Origin of the sequence: Klebsiella michiganensis, assembly GCA_000963575.1 — a bacterium.
Classification (GTDB): Bacteria; Pseudomonadota; Gammaproteobacteria; order Enterobacterales; family Enterobacteriaceae; genus Cedecea; species Cedecea michiganensis_A.
The window spans coordinates 2,667,016-2,683,902 of record CP011077.1 but is presented as its reverse complement, the minus strand read 5'-3'; the positions used below and the strand labels follow the sequence as shown (position 1 = coordinate 2,683,902).

At 54.4% G+C, this 16,887-nt stretch carries 11 protein-coding genes; 8 read left to right on the top strand and 3 right to left on the bottom strand.

The annotated features are described in order from the left end of the window. Positions 1–24: 24 nt before the first annotated feature. Positions 25–2,991, bottom strand: a complete 2,967-nt coding sequence (locus tag VW41_12465; GenBank protein AJZ89786.1) for a transposase — start codon at positions 2,989–2,991, stop codon at positions 25–27. A 3-nt stretch (positions 2,992–2,994) separates the two neighbouring features. Then, positions 2,995–3,555 carry a transposon Tn21 resolvase gene (locus VW41_12460; GenBank protein AJZ89785.1) on the bottom strand — a complete coding sequence of 187 codons (561 nt, stop codon included), beginning with the start codon at positions 3,553–3,555 and terminating at the stop codon, positions 2,995–2,997. Positions 3,556–3,864: 309 nt separating this feature from the next. On the opposite strand from VW41_12460, the gene VW41_12455 reads away from it, so the two are divergent. Further along, positions 3,865–5,442 (top strand): chemotaxis protein, encoded by a 1,578-nt coding sequence (locus tag VW41_12455; GenBank protein ID AJZ89784.1) that lies wholly within the window; start codon positions 3,865–3,867, stop codon positions 5,440–5,442. A gap of 469 nt (positions 5,443–5,911) precedes the next feature. Then, positions 5,912–6,517 (top strand): thymidine kinase, encoded by a 606-nt coding sequence (locus VW41_12450; GenBank protein AJZ89783.1) that lies wholly within the window; start codon positions 5,912–5,914, stop codon positions 6,515–6,517. A gap of 119 nt (positions 6,518–6,636) precedes the next feature. Here VW41_12450 and VW41_12445 read toward each other — a convergent pair whose 3' ends face one another. Further along, positions 6,637–9,309, bottom strand: a complete 2,673-nt coding sequence (locus VW41_12445; GenBank protein ID AJZ89782.1) for an acetaldehyde dehydrogenase — start codon at positions 9,307–9,309, stop codon at positions 6,637–6,639. 526 nt (positions 9,310–9,835) lie between these two features. On the opposite strand from VW41_12445, the gene VW41_12440 reads away from it, so the two are divergent. The 6 genes from VW41_12440 to VW41_12415 all read left to right on the top strand — a co-directional run bounded on the left by VW41_12440 (position 9,836) and on the right by VW41_12415 (position 16,843). Then, positions 9,836–10,432 (top strand): hypothetical protein, encoded by a 597-nt coding sequence (locus VW41_12440; GenBank protein AJZ91956.1) that lies wholly within the window; start codon positions 9,836–9,838, stop codon positions 10,430–10,432. A gap of 803 nt (positions 10,433–11,235) precedes the next feature. Further along, entirely contained in the window at positions 11,236–12,867 is a 1,632-nt protein-coding gene (locus VW41_12435; GenBank protein AJZ89781.1) for a peptide ABC transporter substrate-binding protein, read from the top strand. Positions 12,868–12,975: 108 nt separating this feature from the next. After that, the gene (gene oppB / locus VW41_12430; protein AJZ89780.1) at positions 12,976–13,896 is read left to right on the top strand and encodes an oligopeptide transporter permease; all 921 of its coding nucleotides are present in this window, start codon (positions 12,976–12,978) and stop codon (positions 13,894–13,896) included. Positions 13,897–13,908: 12 nt separating this feature from the next. Next, the gene (locus VW41_12425) at positions 13,909–14,817 is read left to right on the top strand and encodes a peptide ABC transporter permease (GenBank protein ID AJZ91955.1); all 909 of its coding nucleotides are present in this window, start codon (positions 13,909–13,911) and stop codon (positions 14,815–14,817) included. Positions 14,818–14,828: 11 nt separating this feature from the next. Then, a complete protein-coding gene (gene oppD, locus VW41_12420; protein AJZ89779.1) occupies positions 14,829–15,842 on the top strand; it encodes an oligopeptide transporter ATP-binding component in 1,014 nt (337 codons plus the stop codon). Further along, entirely contained in the window at positions 15,839–16,843 is a 1,005-nt protein-coding gene (locus VW41_12415) for a peptide ABC transporter ATP-binding protein (GenBank protein AJZ89778.1), read from the top strand. The genes oppD and VW41_12415 overlap by 4 nt, the downstream gene beginning before the upstream one ends. The last annotated feature ends 44 nt before the right edge of the window (positions 16,844–16,887 follow it).

Genomic DNA, 16,887 nt, shown 5'->3' with positions numbered 1-16,887 from the left:
GCAGAATTCGGAAAAAATCGTACGCTAAGGTTTTCCGGGCATCCGTAAGGGCCGAAACTTCCCGTCTTCCAGTCTGCGGCTCTGCCGCCAGACGTAATCGCCGGTTAGGTTGATGTGCTCCCAGCCCAGCGGCGACAGGAATTGCAGCAGCTCGCCGTCCACCGGCTTGCCGGCCTCGACCAACCCCTGGGTGGCGCGTTCCAGGTACACCGTGTTCCACAGCACGATAGCCGCCGTCACCAGGTTGAGGCCGCTGGCCCGGTAGCGCTGCTGCTCGAAGCTCCGATCCCTGATTTCCCCAAGGCGGTTGAAGAACACCGCCCTGGCCAGCGAGTTGCGCGCCTCACCTTTGTTCAGGCCGGCATGCACGCGGCGGCGCAGTTCAACACTTTGCAGCCAGTCCAGGATGAACAGCGTGCGCTCGATCCGGCCCAGCTCGCGCAGGGCCACGGCCAGTCCGTTCTGGCGCGGGTAGCTGCCGAGCTTGCGCAGCATCAGCGAGGCGGTGACGGTGCCCTGCTTGATCGAGCTGGCCAGGCGCAGGATGTCGTCCCAGTGGGCACGCACGTGCTTGATGTTCAGGGTGCCGCCGATCAGCGGGCGCAACGTCGGGTAGGCTTGCACGCCCTGCGGCACGTACAGCTTGGTTTCGCCGAGGTCGCGGATGCGCGGCGCGAAGCGGAAGCCTAGCAGGTGCATCAGGGCAAAGACGTGATCGGTGAAGCCGGCCGTGTCGGTGTAGTGCTCCTCGATCCGCAGGTCGGACTCGTGGTACAGCAGGCCGTCGAGCACATAGGTGGAATCGCGGACGCCGACATTCACCACGCGGGTGCTGAACGGCGCGTACTGGTCGGAGATATGGGTATAGAACAGCCGTCCCGGCTCGCTACCGTACTTCGGGTTGACGTGCCCGGTGCTCTCGCCCCGGCCACCCGCGCGGAAGCGCTGGCCATCGGAGGATGAGGTCGTGCCGTCGCCCCAGTGGGCGGCAAAGGCGTGGCGATACTGGTGGTTGACCAGCTCGGCCAAGGCCGCCGAATAGGTTTCGTCGCGGATGTGCCAGGCTTGCAGCCAGGACAGCTTGGCGTAGGTCAGGCCGGGGCTCGACTCGGCCATCTTGGTCAGCCCGAGGTTGATCGCATCACCGAGGATTGCGGACAGCAGCAACGTCCTGTCTTTGGCCTCGGCCCCGTCCTTCAAGTGGGTGAAGTGGCGGCTGAAGCCCGTCCAGTCGTCCACGTCCATCAGCAGTTCGGTGATCTTGATGCGCGGCAGTAACTGGCTGGTTTGGTCGATCAGCGCCTGCGCCCGATCCGGCACCGCCGCATCCAGCGGGGTGATTTTCAGCCCTGACTCGGTGAGGATGGCATCGGGCAGCTCGTTGTCCTTGGCCAGGCGGGTGACGGTGGCCAACTGCTCGTCCAGCAGCTGCAAACGCTCTTCCAGGTACTGGTCGCTGTTCGGGTTGATCGCCAGGGGCAGGGCCTGCTCGCGCTTGAGTGCGGCGAACTTCTCGGCCGGCAGCAGGTAGTCGTCGAAGTCGCGGAACTGCCGCGAGCCCTTGACCCAGATGTCGCCGGAGCGCAGGGCGTTCTTCAGCTCGGACAGGGCGCAGATTTCGTAGAATTTCCGGTCGAGGCCTTCCGGGGTGATCACCAGCGGCTTCCAGCGCGGCTTGATGAAGGCCGTGGGTGCATCGGCCGGCACCTTGCGCAGGTTGTCGGCGTTCATCTCACGCAGGGTCTGCACGGCTGCCAGCACGCCTTGCGCGGCCGGCGCGGCGCGCAGTTCCAGCACCTCCAGCAAGGCCGGCGTGTAACGGCGCAGGGTGGCGAAGTTCTCGCCGACCAGGTGCAGGTGGTCGAAGCCTTCCGGCCGGGCCAGCAGCTCGGCCTCGCTGACGCTCTCGGTGAACTCGTCCCAGGGAATCACCGCCTCGATGGCGGCATAGGGGTCGCTGCCGCTTTCCTTCGCTTCCAGCAGCGCCTGGCCGATCCTGGAGTACAGGCGCACCTTGTCGTTGATCGCCTTGCCCTGCTTCTGGAACTGCTGCTGATGCTTGTGCTTCGCGCCGCTGAACAGCTTGACCAGGATGCGGTCATGCAGATCGACCAGCTCATCGATCACGGTCGCGGTGCTCTCCAGCACCACGGCGGCCAGGGTCGCGTAGCGGCGCTGCGGCTCGAACTTACCGAGGTCTTTGGGCGTCATCTGCCCACCCTCGCGGGCCAGCTTGAGCAGGCGGTTCTGGTGGATGTGCCGGCCCAGGCCTTCGGGCAAGTCCACCAACTGAAATGTCTTCAGCCGCTCGATGTGTTCCAGCATGTGCCGAGAGTTGGGTTTCAGCGGTGCCTGGCGCAGCCAGGTCAACCAGGTGATGCTGCTGCCGGCCTTGAGCTTCAACAGCTCGTCCAGCTTGGCCCGATGCGAGTCCGTGAGTGGTTCGACCAGGGCGCGGTAGACCCGCCGATTGGCTCGCGCAATGGCTTCCGAGCAGGCCCGGTCAATCACGCTCAGCGCCGGCAGGATGCGTCGTTTCTGCCGTAGGCTCTCCAGGGCCTGACCGGCCAGCAGCAAGCCTTTGTCGGTCTGCTGGGCCAGCTCGGTTAGCTCGCGCACCAGGGCGCGGAAGTCGGACAGGCCGAACGGGGCCAGTTGCAGGTAGGTGCGCAGTTCCTGGGCATGCTCGCGACGGGTCACGTCGCGCTCGCCGTACTTTGCCCAGCTCGCCGGCTCGGCCTGGACTTGCTTCGCCACCCACAGGATGACCGGCTCGGGCAGCTCGCTGTCGGTTCCCAGCGCGTAACCGGGGTAGCGCAGCAGGCAGAGCTGCACGGCGAAGCCGAGGCGGTTGGCGTCGCCGCGTCGCTGGCGGATCAGCGACAGGTCGGAGTCGTTGAAGGTGTAGTAGCGGATCAGGTCATCCTGGCTTTCCGGCAGCGCAAGCAGGGTGTCCCGCTCCGTGGCCGAGAGGATCAAGCGACGCGGCATGTGTCAGTCGTCCGTGCGGAGGTACTGGTAGAGGGTTTCCCGGCTGATGTTGAACTCGCGGGCAAGCTGCGCCTTGGGCTCGCCGGCCGTCGCTCGCTGCCGCAGGGTAGCAGCCTGCTCATCGGACAGGGCTTTCTTGCGGCCCCGGTACGCGCCACGCTGCTTGGCCAAGGCGATGCCCTCACGCTGCCGCTCGCGGATCAGGGCGCGCTCGAACTCAGCGAAGGCCCCCATCACCGACAGCATCAGGTTGGCCATCGGCGAGTCCTCGCCAGTGAACACCAGGCCCTCCTTCAGGAACTCGATGCGCACGCCGCGCTGAGTCAGCTTCTGTACCAAGCGACGCAGGTCATCGAGGTTGCGGGCCAGCCGATCCATGCTGTGCACCACCACTGTATCGCCTTCGCGGACGAAGCTCAGCAGCGCTTCGAGCTGGGGGCGCTGGGTGTCCTTGCCCGATGCCTTGTCGGTGAACACCTTGCTCACCTGGGTTTGTTCCAGCTGGCGTTCCGGGTTCTGGTCAAAGCTGCTGACCCGGACGTAGCCGATGCGGTGCCCCTGCACGATGTCTCCTTGGTTGAAGGCGGCTTAAGTGCACTTTCTGTTCCGTTGTGCCTCAAAGCCCATTTCTGTCAGGCTGAAATCTATAACCTTCGCGGGCATGTGTCAAAAAATGGGAAAGCAGACTCTATTCTGACGAAGCGGCGCGGCCCTGCCTGACATCAAGTTAGGGTATAGCCTAGATTGACATGCGCGATGCAACCCTTAACTTGCTTGCACCTATCGTTTCCATGCTAGCTTTATCGTAACGCTCAAGAAATTGGGCTTAATGCCGAAAACAATAAAATAAAACAGCCAACCCTTGAGGTTCTTATGCGCCAGAATTTACCAGTGACGGGTCGAAACTTAGAACTCCCAAAAGATGCCAATATTCTTTCGACTACCTCCCCTCAAAGCCATATCACGTACGTTAATCCTGACTTCATTAAAATCAGTGGTTTCACTGAGGAAGAACTATTAGGCCAGCCTCACAACATCGTAAGACACCCAGATATGCCGCCTGCTGCATTTGAGCATATGTGGAGTACATTAAAATCTGGCCGCTCATGGATGGGGCTAGTAAAAAATCGCTGTAAAAATGGCGACCACTATTGGGTAAGTGCTTATGTAACGCCAATAGCTAAGAATGGTTCGATTGTTGAATACCAGTCTGTAAGGACCAAGCCTGAACCTGAGCAGGTTTTGGCTGCGGAAAAATTATATGCTCAATTGAGAAGCGGGAAGGCCGCGAGGCCGAAATTGGCTGCTAGCTTTTCCGTGAAAATACTCTTGCTCATATGGGGTAGTATTATATCAAGCGCAATGGCTGCCGGCATGCTTACTGATACATCAATAAGCAGCTTATTGTTAGCCACTTTAATGTCAGGAAGCTTAAGCTCTGTTAGTGTTTTGGCTATTCTCTCTCCTCTTGGAAGACTGGTTGAAAGAGCCAGGAATATTTCCAATAACCCATTAAGTCAATCCCTCTACACTGGGCGCACCGATGAGTTTGGCCAAATAGAGTTTGCTTTACGAATGATGCAAGCTGAAACAGGCGCCATAGTAGGTCGCATAGGTGATGCATCAAATCGGCTTAGCGAACACACCCGAGGCCTACTAAAGGATATTGAGTCAAGCAATGTACTTACAGTTGAGCAGCAGGCAGAGACAGATCAAATAGCAACGGCAGTAAACCAAATGGTGGCAAGCATTCAAGAGGTTGCGAGCAATGCACAGCATGCTGCAGATGCGGCCGGAAGAGCAGACACTGAGACGGCATCTGGCCAGCGTCTGGTAGCCCACACAAGCCAGTCAATCACTGCCCTTGAAGGTGAAATTAGGCAAGCCACTCAGGTTATTCATGAGCTTGAAGGTCAAAGTAACGAGATATCAAAAGTTCTTGACGTTATACGAGGGATCGCCGAGCAAACGAATTTGTTGGCACTCAACGCAGCAATTGAGGCCGCGCGTGCTGGTGAGCAGGGGCGTGGTTTTGCTGTTGTCGCCGATGAGGTTCGCAGTCTTGCTGCTCGCACACAGCAATCGACAACGGATATTCAAAGCATGATCAGCGCTCTACAAGAGCGAGCGCAATCCGCTGTTACAGTCATGGAGCAAAGTAGTCGGCAAGCGCACACGAGTGTAGCTCACGCAGAGGAAGCAGCTACAGCTCTTGATGGAATTGGCCAACGCGTTAACGAAATTACCGACATGAACGCGCAAATAGCGACTGCGGTCGAGCAGCAGGGAGCAGTAAGTGAAGACATAAACCGCAGTATTATCAATATACGCGATGCTGCTGATACCAATGTACAGACCGGGCAGAATAATTTGCAAAGTGCGAAATCTGTCGCTCAGTTAACTAGCGCTCTGAGCGAACTGGCAAAACAGTTTTGGGAAAAACGAGGATAACGCTTTTCAGTATCTCGACAGGGATAACTTACTTTACCATCGGTTATCCCTTTTAGCCGCACAAATTTTAGCCATGGCTTTTCAGGAAGTCAGGGCTATCAGAATGGCCTTAGAAAGCCTAGTCAAAGAGCTGTCACGAGAACACCGTTAGCTTAGCGTACGATTTTTTCCGAATTCTGCGGTTCCCCCATTAATGCCTGGAATGGATGTCGGCCGTTTACAATTTATAATAATTGAGCAGGTTAACCATTTCATTCAGGCTCGATAAACCAGTCGTGATGGTGCCCGCCATCTCAGTTTCATACCCCAGGCTATCCCGCTATTACTCAGCGTATATGCGTGATTTATTAATATACCTAATGCAATTAACCCGGGTGTTTTGCAAGGTAATCCGCCATCCACCCGCCCGGTACAGTGTGATACAATCGCCGAAACATAATTTACACTTTTGATTCAGGCTACAGGTGCAATGGCTCAACTCTATTTTTACTACTCAGCAATGAATGCGGGAAAATCGACGGCGCTACTTCAGTCATCCTGGAATTATCAGGAAAGAGGGATGCGAACCCTGGTCTATACCGCCGAGATAGATAATCGCTTTGGTGTGGGTAAAGTCAGTTCGCGTATTGGTCTCTCTTCTCCGGCCCGGCTTTATAACCCAACGACGGACCTGTTTGCCGACATTCGCGCAGAGCAGCAATCCGCACCGGTGCACTGTGTCCTGGTGGATGAAAGTCAGTTCTTATCTAAAGAGCAGGTTTATGCTTTATCAGACGTTGTCGATGAGCTGGATATTCCCGTTTTATGCTACGGGCTGCGGACGGATTTCCGCGGAGAACTATTCAGCGGCAGCCAGTACCTGCTGGCGCTGTCCGACAAACTGGTTGAACTGAAAACAATCTGTTTCTGCGGCCGTAAAGCCAGCATGGTACTGCGTCTCGATCAGGCAGGGCGACCATATAATGAAGGCGAGCAGGTTGTGATAGGCGGTAATGAACGCTATGTGTCGGTCTGCCGTAAACATTATAAAGAAGCGTTGCTTAAAGGCTCTTTGCAGGCGATTCAGGGCAATTAATAAACGACCGGCTAATCCCTGATATCTTTTGGATTAAACATCTTGTGAAGGCCTGAGTGATGTATTCAGGCATAAAAAAACCCGCCGAAAGGCGGGTTTTGTGTTTTCAGGGCTAACGATTAAGCCGTTTTCTTGGCTTTTTTGTCAGCTTTTGCCGCTGGCGCTGCTTCTTTAGCTACAGCACCTTCTACAAACGGACGGCCGTAGTAGGTGTCCAGCAGAATTTGTTTCAGCTCAGAAATCAGCGGATAGCGTGGGTTGGCCCCGGTACACTGGTCATCAAACGCATCTTCAGACAGTTTGTCGACATGTGCCAGGAAGTCTGCTTCCTGCACGCCAGCTTCACGGATGGACTTAGGAATACCCAGTTCAGCCTTGATTGACTCCAGCCATGCCAGCAGTTTCTCGATCTTGGCTGCGGTACGGTCACCCGTTGCGCTCAGACCCAGGTGGTCTGCAATTTCAGCGTAGCGACGACGAGCCTGCGGGCGGTCGTACTGGCTGAAAGCAGTCTGCTTGGTTGGGTTGTCATTCGCGTTATAGCGAATAACGTTGGAGATCAGCAGGGCGTTCGCCAGACCGTGAGGAATGTGGAACTGAGAGCCCAGTTTGTGTGCCATGGAGTGACACACGCCCAGGAAGGCGTTAGCAAATGCGATACCGGCGATAGTTGCGGCGTTGTGAACACGTTCACGCGCTACCGGATTTTTAGCACCTTCATTATAAGAAGCAGGCAGGTTTTCTTTCAGCAGTTTCAGAGCCTGCAGAGCCTGGCCGTCAGAGAATTCGCTTGCCAGCACGGAAACGTAAGCTTCCAGCGCATGGGTCACGGCATCCAGACCACCGAAGGCGCAAAGCGACTTAGGCATATCCATCACCAGGTTGGCATCAACAATCGCCATGTCCGGGGTCAGCGCGTAGTCAGCCAGCGGGTATTTCTGGCCGGTCGCATCGTCGGTAACAACCGCAAACGGCGTTACTTCAGAGCCGGTACCGGAAGTGGTGGTCACCGCAATCATCTTCGCTTTTACACCCATTTTCGGGAACTTGTAGATACGTTTACGGATATCCATAAAGCGCAGGGCCAGTTCTTCGAAGTGGGTTTCTGGGTGCTCGTACATTACCCACATGATTTTGGCTGCATCCATTGGGGAGCCGCCGCCCAGCGCGATGATCACGTCTGGTTTGAAGGAGTTGGCCAGTTCTGCACCTTTGCGAACAACGGTCAGCGTAGGGTCAGCTTCAACTTCGAAGAAGACTTCGGTTTCTACGCCAGCGGCTTTCAGCACGGAGGTGATCTGATCCGCATAGCCGTTGTTGAACAGGAAGCGGTCGGTCACAATCAGCGCACGTTTGTGGCCATCAGTAATCACTTCATCCAGCGCAATTGGCAGGGAGCCACGGCGGAAGTAGATAGATTTCGGAAGTTTATGCCACAGCATGTTCTCAGCTCGCTTAGCAACGGTTTTCTTGTTGATCAGGTGCTTAGGACCCACGTTTTCGGAGATGGAGTTACCGCCCCATGAACCACAACCCAGCGTCAGAGAAGGCGCCAGTTTGAAGTTATAGAGGTCACCGATACCACCCTGAGAGGCAGGGGTGTTAATCAGGATACGTGCGGTCTTCATTTTGTCGCCGAAGAACTTAACGCGCTCAGGCTGGTTGTCCTGGTCAGTATAGAGGCAAGAGGTATGGCCGATGCCGCCCATCTCAACCAGTTTTTCCGCTTTAATAACGGCGTCTTCGAAGTTCTTAGCACGGTACATGGCCAGCGTCGGAGAGAGTTTTTCGTGAGCAAACGGCTCGGACTCATCTACTACGGACACTTCACCGATGAGGATTTTAGTGTCTGCCGGGACGGTGAAGCCTGCCAGTTCTGCAATTTTAGTTGCCGGCTGGCCAACAATCGCGGCGTTAAGCGCGCCATTTTTCAGGATGATGTCCTGAACGGCTTTCAGCTCTTTACCCTGCAGCAGGTAGCCGCCATGGGTAGCGAAACGTTCGCGCACTGCGTTATAAGCAGAGTCGACAACGATGACGGACTGTTCAGAAGCACAGATAACGCCGTTGTCGAAGGTTTTTGACATCAGGATAGAAGCAACTGCACGTTTGATGTCTGCAGTTTCGTCAACCACAACCGGAGTGTTACCGGCGCCAACGCCGATAGCTGGTTTACCGGAGCTGTAAGCTGCTTTAACCATGCCCGGGCCACCGGTTGCCAGGATCATATTGATATCCGGGTGGTGCATCAGGGCATTAGACAGCTCTACGGACGGCTGGTCGATCCAACCGATCAGATCTTTTGGTGCGCCCGCAGCGATGGCTGCCTGCAGCACGATGTCAGCCGCTTTGTTGGTTGCATCTTTAGCACGCGGGTGCGGGGAGAAGATGATAGCGTTACGGGTTTTCAGGCTGATTAAAGACTTGAAGATAGCGGTAGAGGTAGGGTTCGTGGTTGGGACGATACCGCAGATGATGCCGATAGGTTCAGCGATAGTGATGGTACCGAAGGTGTGATCTTCGGCCAGCACGCCACAGGTTTTCTCATCTTTATAAGCGTTATAGATATATTCGGAAGCGAAGTGGTTTTTAATCACTTTATCTTCGACGATACCCATACCGGATTCAGCGACGGCTAATTTAGCCAGGGGGATTCGAGCGTCGGCAGCGGCCAGGGCGGCAGCACGGAAGATCTTATCGACTTGCTCTTGAGTAAAGTTGGCATATTCACGCTGGGCTTTCTTTACGCGCTCGACGAGGGCGTTCAGTTCCGCGACATTAGTTACAGCCATAATGCTCTCCTGATAATGTTAAACTCTTTTAGTAAATAAGCTGCGCGAGTCGACAGTATAGTCAGCAGCAACAGAATGCGTGTTTAAGACAAAAAACTGTCATAAAAAAGGCCTGGATTCATGCGCTGATTTACTAAAAGAGCCTCATCTGAATAAGCTGTGATAGAGGAAAACCTGCTTTTCAGATGTGTCCAAGAGTACCCACTTCTGAGTAGGTTTTTCGTGATCTAAATCACAACTACTTCATGCTGACACCATTCAGCAGGCGCTATCCAGGTGATTGATAAATATTTAAAAATTTAGTCACAGCGATGTCAAAACAAAGTACCACAAACTCAACATTCAGGTAACAGTTCATCATCATGCTAAAATAAGTTGCTGTAGACGTCGATTAAGCAGGGAAATAGCGTAGCGGCGAATTTTTTTTTCCATTACATTACGCCTGCTTTTGCTTTGTTCATTTGCGGAGTTTTGCGTGGCTCAATCTTTTTTCGACCTGCCAACCTATATTAAGTTCTTTATCGGGATGTTTGCTCTGGTCAACCCGGTTGGGATCATTCCCGTATTTATTAGTATGACCAGTTACCAGACTGCCGCAGCGAGAAATAAAACCAACCTCACGGCCAACCTCTCGGTGGCGATTATTCTCTGGACCTCACTTTTTCTGGGTGACGGCATTCTGCAAGTCTTTGGAATCTCGATAGACTCATTCCGCATCGCCGGCGGTATTCTTGTGGTCACTATTGCTATGTCGATGATCAGCGGCAAGTTGGGTGAAGATAAACAGAACAAACAAGAAAAATCGGAGAGCGCAATTCGCGAAAGCGTGGGGGTTGTTCCCCTGGCATTGCCGTTGATGGCAGGGCCGGGGGCAATCAGTTCCACTATCGTCTGGGGGAGCCGCTACCATAACTGGGGGCATCTCCTGGGCTTCTCCATTGCCATTGCGTTGTTTGCATTTTGCTGTTGGCTGCTGTTCCGTATCGCACCCTGGCTGGTACGTATGCTGGGGCAAACCGGCATCAACGTGATCACCCGTATTATGGGTCTGCTTCTGATGTCGCTGGGTATCGAATTTATTGTCACCGGCGTCAGGGCTATCTTCCCAGGTCTGGCAAGTTAATTACGCTGCCGCTTTCAAATGAAAAAGCAGAATCTCTATTCTGCTTTTTTTCTTCCAGCAGAACAAAATTTCATCCCCTCGCTTTCCTCGTTATTGAAAAAGTAATTGCGAATCTTTCATAAGAAAATGCTTTGGAAAACCGGGCATTAGCAGTTGACGCTGTAACAATCTGTACAGAAAAGTGGCAATCGAAATGATATTTAGCCGTCGTTATGCAATCAGGCTTGCTGCGGGTTTATTGAGATGATATTAGTAATTCATGCCTTCCCGCAGAGGAATGTGCTAAAAAATAATCAATTGTTAATTTTTTGTGAGTGATGAAGCGGGCGATATAGCGACCTACCTTCCCATGCGGCGATAGTATACTAACTCCATGATTATAAAGATTATGATTGGGTTTATACAAACGTCCTTCGCGCATAACACTCCCCACAATCTCTCCATAAAAGAGAAATGGTTAACAAATTTGCAAATTGTATTGGCGGGTATCTGAAGCTTTTGATACTTTCCGGGCAAAACAATTCGCTGAAAAATGTTTCTTTTCTAGATGAGAATGATTTCGCAACGTAATCATGTCCTGCGAAACAGTGAACAATGGCCGTCGACCACGCAATCGGCGGTAGAAAGAATCGACGTAATGAGGCTGCCGAATCGAGTGGCCCGAAAATAAAGTCGGTGATAGCGAAGTAGTAAGGAAAGCAGTATCCCGTACGGACGTCTAACGCTCCTGCGCTGTAAGGGACCCCTGAGGGGAAGAGGCCGGCTTTCGGGTCGGTAATTATAATGAGTGGAGTACCAACACAATGACAAATATCACTAAAAAAAGCCTGATTGCAGCGGGCATTTTAACTGCGCTGATTGCTGGCAATGTCGCGATGGCGGCAGATGTTCCGGCGGGTGTGCAATTGGCAGAGAAACAAGATCTGGTTCGTAACAACGGCTCAGAACCTCAATCTCTTGATCCGCACAAAATCGAAGGTGTGCCAGAGTCTAATATCAGCCGCGACCTGTTCGAAGGTCTGCTGGTGAGTGACCTGCAGGGCCACCCGTCTCCGGGCGTCGCAGAGTCATGGGACAACAAAGATTTTAAAGTCTGGACCTTCCACCTGCGTAAAGACGCTAAGTGGTCCAACGGCGAACCTGTCACCGCACAGGACTTTGTGTACAGCTGGCAGCGCCTGGCTGACCCGAAAACCGCTTCTCCTTATTCAAGCTACCTGCAGTATGGCCACCTGACCAATATCGACGATATCATCGCCGGTAAGAAGCCGACCAGCGATCTGGGCGTGAAAGCCATCGATGACCACACTCTGGAAGTCACGCTGAGCGAGCCGGTACCTTACTTCTACAAACTGCTGGTTCACCCATCCGTTTCTCCAGTGCCGAAAGCCACCGTTGAGAAATTTGGCGACAAGTGGACCCAGCCTGCCAACATCGTGACCAACGGTGCGTACAAATTAAAAGATTGGGTGGTGAACGAACGTATCGTTCTGGTGCGTAACACCAACTACTGGAATAACGCGAAAACCGTGATTAACCAGGTTACCTACCTGCCAATCTCTTCTGAAGTAACAGACGTAAACCGCTACCGCAGCGGTGAAATCGACATGACGTATAACAACCTGCCGATTGAGCTGTTCCAGAAACTGAAAAAAGAAATTCCAAACGAAGTTCATGCCGATCCGTACCTGTGTACTTACTACTACGAGATCAACAACCAGAAAGCACCGTTCACCGACCCTCGCGTCCGTGCAGCCCTGAAACTGGGTCTGGATCGCGACATTATCGTGAACAAAGTGAAAAACCAGGGCGACCTGCCGGCTTATGGTTACACCCCACCGTACACCGATGGCGCGAAACTGACCCCGCCAGAGTGGTTCACCTGGTCTCAGGACAAGCGTAACGAAGAAGCAAGAAAACTGCTGGCTGAAGCGGGCTACACCAAAGATAAGCCGCTGACCTTCAACCTGCTGTACAACACCTCCGATCTGCATAAGAAGCTGGCTATCGCCGTGGCTTCTATCTGGCAGAAAAACCTGGGCGTGAACGTCAAGCTGGAGAACCAGGAGTGGAAAACCTTCCTGGATACCCGTCATCAGGGGACCTTCGACGTGGCGCGTGCAGGCTGGTGTGCGGACTATAACGAACCGACTTCCTTCCTGAACACCATGCTGTCCGACAGCTCTAACAACACTGCGCACTATAAGAGCCCGGCGTTCGATAAGATAATTGCCGACACCCTGAAAGTAACCGACGAAGCCCAGCGTACCGCGCTGTATGAGAAAGCTGAGCAGCAGCTTGATAAAGACTCAGCCATCGTGCCGGTTTACTACTACGTTAACGCCCGTCTGGTTAAGCCGTGGGTGGGTGGTTACACCGGTAAAGACCCGATGGATAATGTCTACGTAAGAGACTTGTACATTATCAAACATTAATGGCAATTCGTGGGGCAGGACCCACCGGCTTCGGCCGGTGGATAAATTCTGCCCCATCGTGTCTTATTTACATCGCACTGCAAAGGCACAGGCCAGAAGGTACGGGCAATGTTGAAATTTATTCTACGTCGTTGTCTGGAAGCAATTCCGACACTCTTTATTCTTATCACTATTTCCTTCTTTATGATGCGTCTCGCACCGGGGAGTCCTTTTACCGGCGAACGTACGCTGCCGCCAGAAGTGATGGCGAACATCGAAGCGAAGTATCACCTTAACGATCCGATCACCACTCAGTACTTCAGCTATTTAAAACAGCTGGCGCACGGGGACTTTGGGCCGTCATTTAAATACAAAGACTATTCGGTAAATGACCTGGTGGCGTCCAGCTTCCCGGTATCCGCAAAATTAGGCGCGGCTGCTTTCCTCTTTGCCATTGTGCTGGGGGTGACGGCGGGCGTGGTTGCGGCGCTGAATCAAAACACTAAATGGGATTACACGGTAATGGGCTTTGCCATGACGGGGGTGGTTATCCCAAGCTTCGTGGTGGCGCCGTTGCTGGTACTGATATTCGCTATCACCCTCAAATGGCTGCCCGGTGGCGGCTGGAATGGGGGGGCGCCGAAGTACATGATACTGCCGATGATTGCTCTGTCTTTGGCCTATATCGCGAGCATCGCGCGTATTACCCGCGGCTCAATGATTGAAGTCCTGCACTCTAACTTTATCCGCACCGCACGCGCTAAAGGCCTGCCGATGCGTCGTATTGTACTGCGCCATGCCCTGAAACCTGCGCTGCTGCCGGTCCTGTCATACCTCGGGCCAGCGTTTGTCGGGATCATCACGGGTTCCATGGTTATTGAAACAATTTATGGCTTGCCGGGTATTGGTCAGCTGTTTGTTAACGGGGCGCTGAACCGTGACTACTCACTGGTTCTCAGTCTGACCATTCTGGTCGGTGCGCTGACGATTCTGTTCAACGCGGTGGTTGACGTGCTGTATGCCGTTATCGACCCGAAAATCCGTTACTAAGCTGGAGTGGCCATAATGTTGACTAAGAAAAACAGCGAGGCGCTGGAAAACTTCAGTGAAAAACTGGAAGTTGAAGGCCGTAGCCTGTGGCAGGATGCGCGTCGCCGTTTTATTCATAACCGCGCGGCGATCACCAGCCTGTTTGTGCTGGCTTTGATTGCGCTGTTCGTAGCTTTTGCGCCAGTTCTGTCGCAGTTTACCTACTTTGATACCGACTGGGGCATGATGTCCGCGGCGCCAGACATGGCATCCGGTCACTACTTCGGCACCGATTCGTCAGGCCGTGACCTGCTGGTGCGTGTCGCCATCGGGGGACGTATCTCCCTGATGGTTGGCGTGGCAGCGGCGCTGGTGGCGGTAGTTGTCGGAACGCTCTACGGCTGTCTGGCTGGTTATCTCGGGGGCAAAATTGACTCCGTGATGATGCGTCTGCTGGAGATCCTGAACTCCTTCCCGTTCATGTTCTTCGTTATTTTGCTGGTGACCTTCTTCGGGCAAAACATCCTGCTGATCTTCGTGGCTATCGGCATGGTGTCCTGGCTGGATATGGCGCGTATTGTGCGCGGCCAGACCCTGAGCCTGAAACGCAAAGAGTTCATCGAAGCGGCACACGTAGGCGGTGTTTCCACGATGAATATCGTTCTGCGTCACATCGTGCCGAACGTACTCGGCGTGGTGGTGGTTTACGCCTCGCTGCTGGTGCCTAGCATGATTCTGTTCGAATCTTTCCTGAGCTTCCTGGGCCTCGGCACGCAGGAGCCTCTGAGCAGCTGGGGAGCGCTGTTAAGCGACGGTGCAAACTCCATGGAGGTATCACCGTGGCTTCTGCTGTTCCCGGCAGGTTTCCTGGTGATTACGCTGTTCTGTTTTAACTTTATCGGCGATGGCCTGCGTGATGCCCTCGACCCGAAAGATCGTTAAGGAGTACCTCCATGAGTACAATTGAAACCTCTCCGGTGGCCGCTCCACTGAATAAATCTGAGGTCTTGCTCGACGTTAAAGATCTGCGCGTGACCTTCGGCACGCCGGACGGTGACGTTACGGCAGTGAACGATCTCAACTTTAACCTGCGTGCCGGTGAAACACTCGGCATCGTCGGCGAGTCCGGCTCGGGCAAATCCCAGACTGCTTTTGCGCTGATGGGGCTGCTGGCGGCCAATGGCCGCATCGGCGGCTCCGCTAAATTTAACGGCAAAGAGATCCTGAACCTGCCGGAGTCGCAGCTTAACCGCCTGCGCGCCGAGCAAATCTCGATGATTTTCCAGGATCCTATGACCTCACTGAACCCGTACATGCGTGTGGGCGATCAGCTGATGGAAGTGCTGATGCTGCACAAAAAACTTGGTAAAGCGGAAGCGTTTGAAGAGTCTGTGCGGATGCTGGATGCGGTAAAAATGCCGGAAGCGCGTAAGCGTATGCGTATGTTCCCGCACGAGTTCTCAGGCGGGATGCGCCAGCGCGTGATGATTGCCATGGCGCTGCTGTGCCGGCCAAAATTGCTGATTGCTGACGAACCCACCACCGCACTGGACGTTACCGTTCAGGCGCAGATCATGACGCTGCTGAATGAGCTCAAGCGTGAGTTCAACACGGCTATCATCATGATCACCCACGACCTGGGCGTAGTGGCCGGGATCTGCGATAAAGTTCTGGTGATGTACGCCGGGCGCACGATGGAATACGGCAACGCGCGTGACGTCTTCTACAAGCCGGTGCACCCGTACTCAATCGGCCTGCTGAACGCGGTGCCGCGTCTGGACGCGGAAGGGGAGTCTCTGCTCACCATCCCTGGTAACCCGCCGAACCTGCTGCGCTTGCCGCAGGGTTGTCCGTTCCAGCCTCGCTGCCAGTTTGCGATGGAAGCGTGTAATAGTGCTCCGCCACTGGAGCAGTTTGGTGATGGCCGCCTGCGTGCCTGCTTTAGACCGGTGGAGGAATTAGCATGAGCACCGTTGCAGAAGAGAGAAAAGTTCTGTTAGAAATCGCTGACCTGAAGGTGCATTTTGACATCAAAGACGGCAAACAGTGGTTCTGGCAGCCTTCAAAAACCCTGAAAGCCGTTGATGGCGTGACGCTACGCCTGTACGAAGGGGAAACCCTCGGCGTGGTGGGCGAGTCCGGCTGCGGTAAATCGACCTTTGCCCGCGCCATCATTGGCCTGGTGAAAGCGACCGACGGCCGCGTAGCCTGGCTGGGTAAAGATCTTTTAGGTATGAAGCCGGAAGAGTGGCGCGACGTGCGCAGCGATATTCAGATGATTTTCCAGGATCCGCTGGCTTCTCTGAACCCGCGCATGAACATCGGCGACATTATCGCCGAGCCGCTGCTGACCTATCATCCCAAAATGCCGAAGCAGGAAGTACGCGATCGCGTGAAGGCGATGATGATGAAAGTAGGCCTGCTGCCAAACCTGGTGAACCGCTATCCGCATGAGTTCTCCGGCGGTCAGTGCCAGCGTATCGGTATTGCCCGTGCGCTGATTCTGGAACCCAAACTCATCATCTGTGATGAGCCGGTCTCCGCGCTGGACGTGTCGATTCAGGCCCAGGTAGTTAACCTGCTGCAGAAGCTGCAGCGCGAGATGGGGCTGTCGTTAATCTTTATCGCCCACGATCTCGCTGTGGTTAAGCATATCTCCGATCGCGTGCTGGTCATGTACCTGGGCCATGCGGTGGAGCTGGGCACCTACGATGAGGTTTACCATAACCCGCTGCACCCTTACACCAAAGCGCTGATGTCGGCGGTGCCTATCCCCGATCCTGATCTGGAAAAGAACAAAACTATTCAGCTGCTGGAAGGGGAGCTCCCGTCGCCAATCAACCCGCCTTCTGGCTGCGTGTTCCGCACCCGCTGCCCGATTGCCGGCCCGGAATGCGCAAAAACGCGGCCGGTGCTGGAAGGCAGTTTCCGCCATGCGGTTTCCTGTCTGAAGGTTGACCCGCTATAATCTCGCCTGGGGCCAGCACCGCGCTGGCCCTTTCTTTTTGCGAG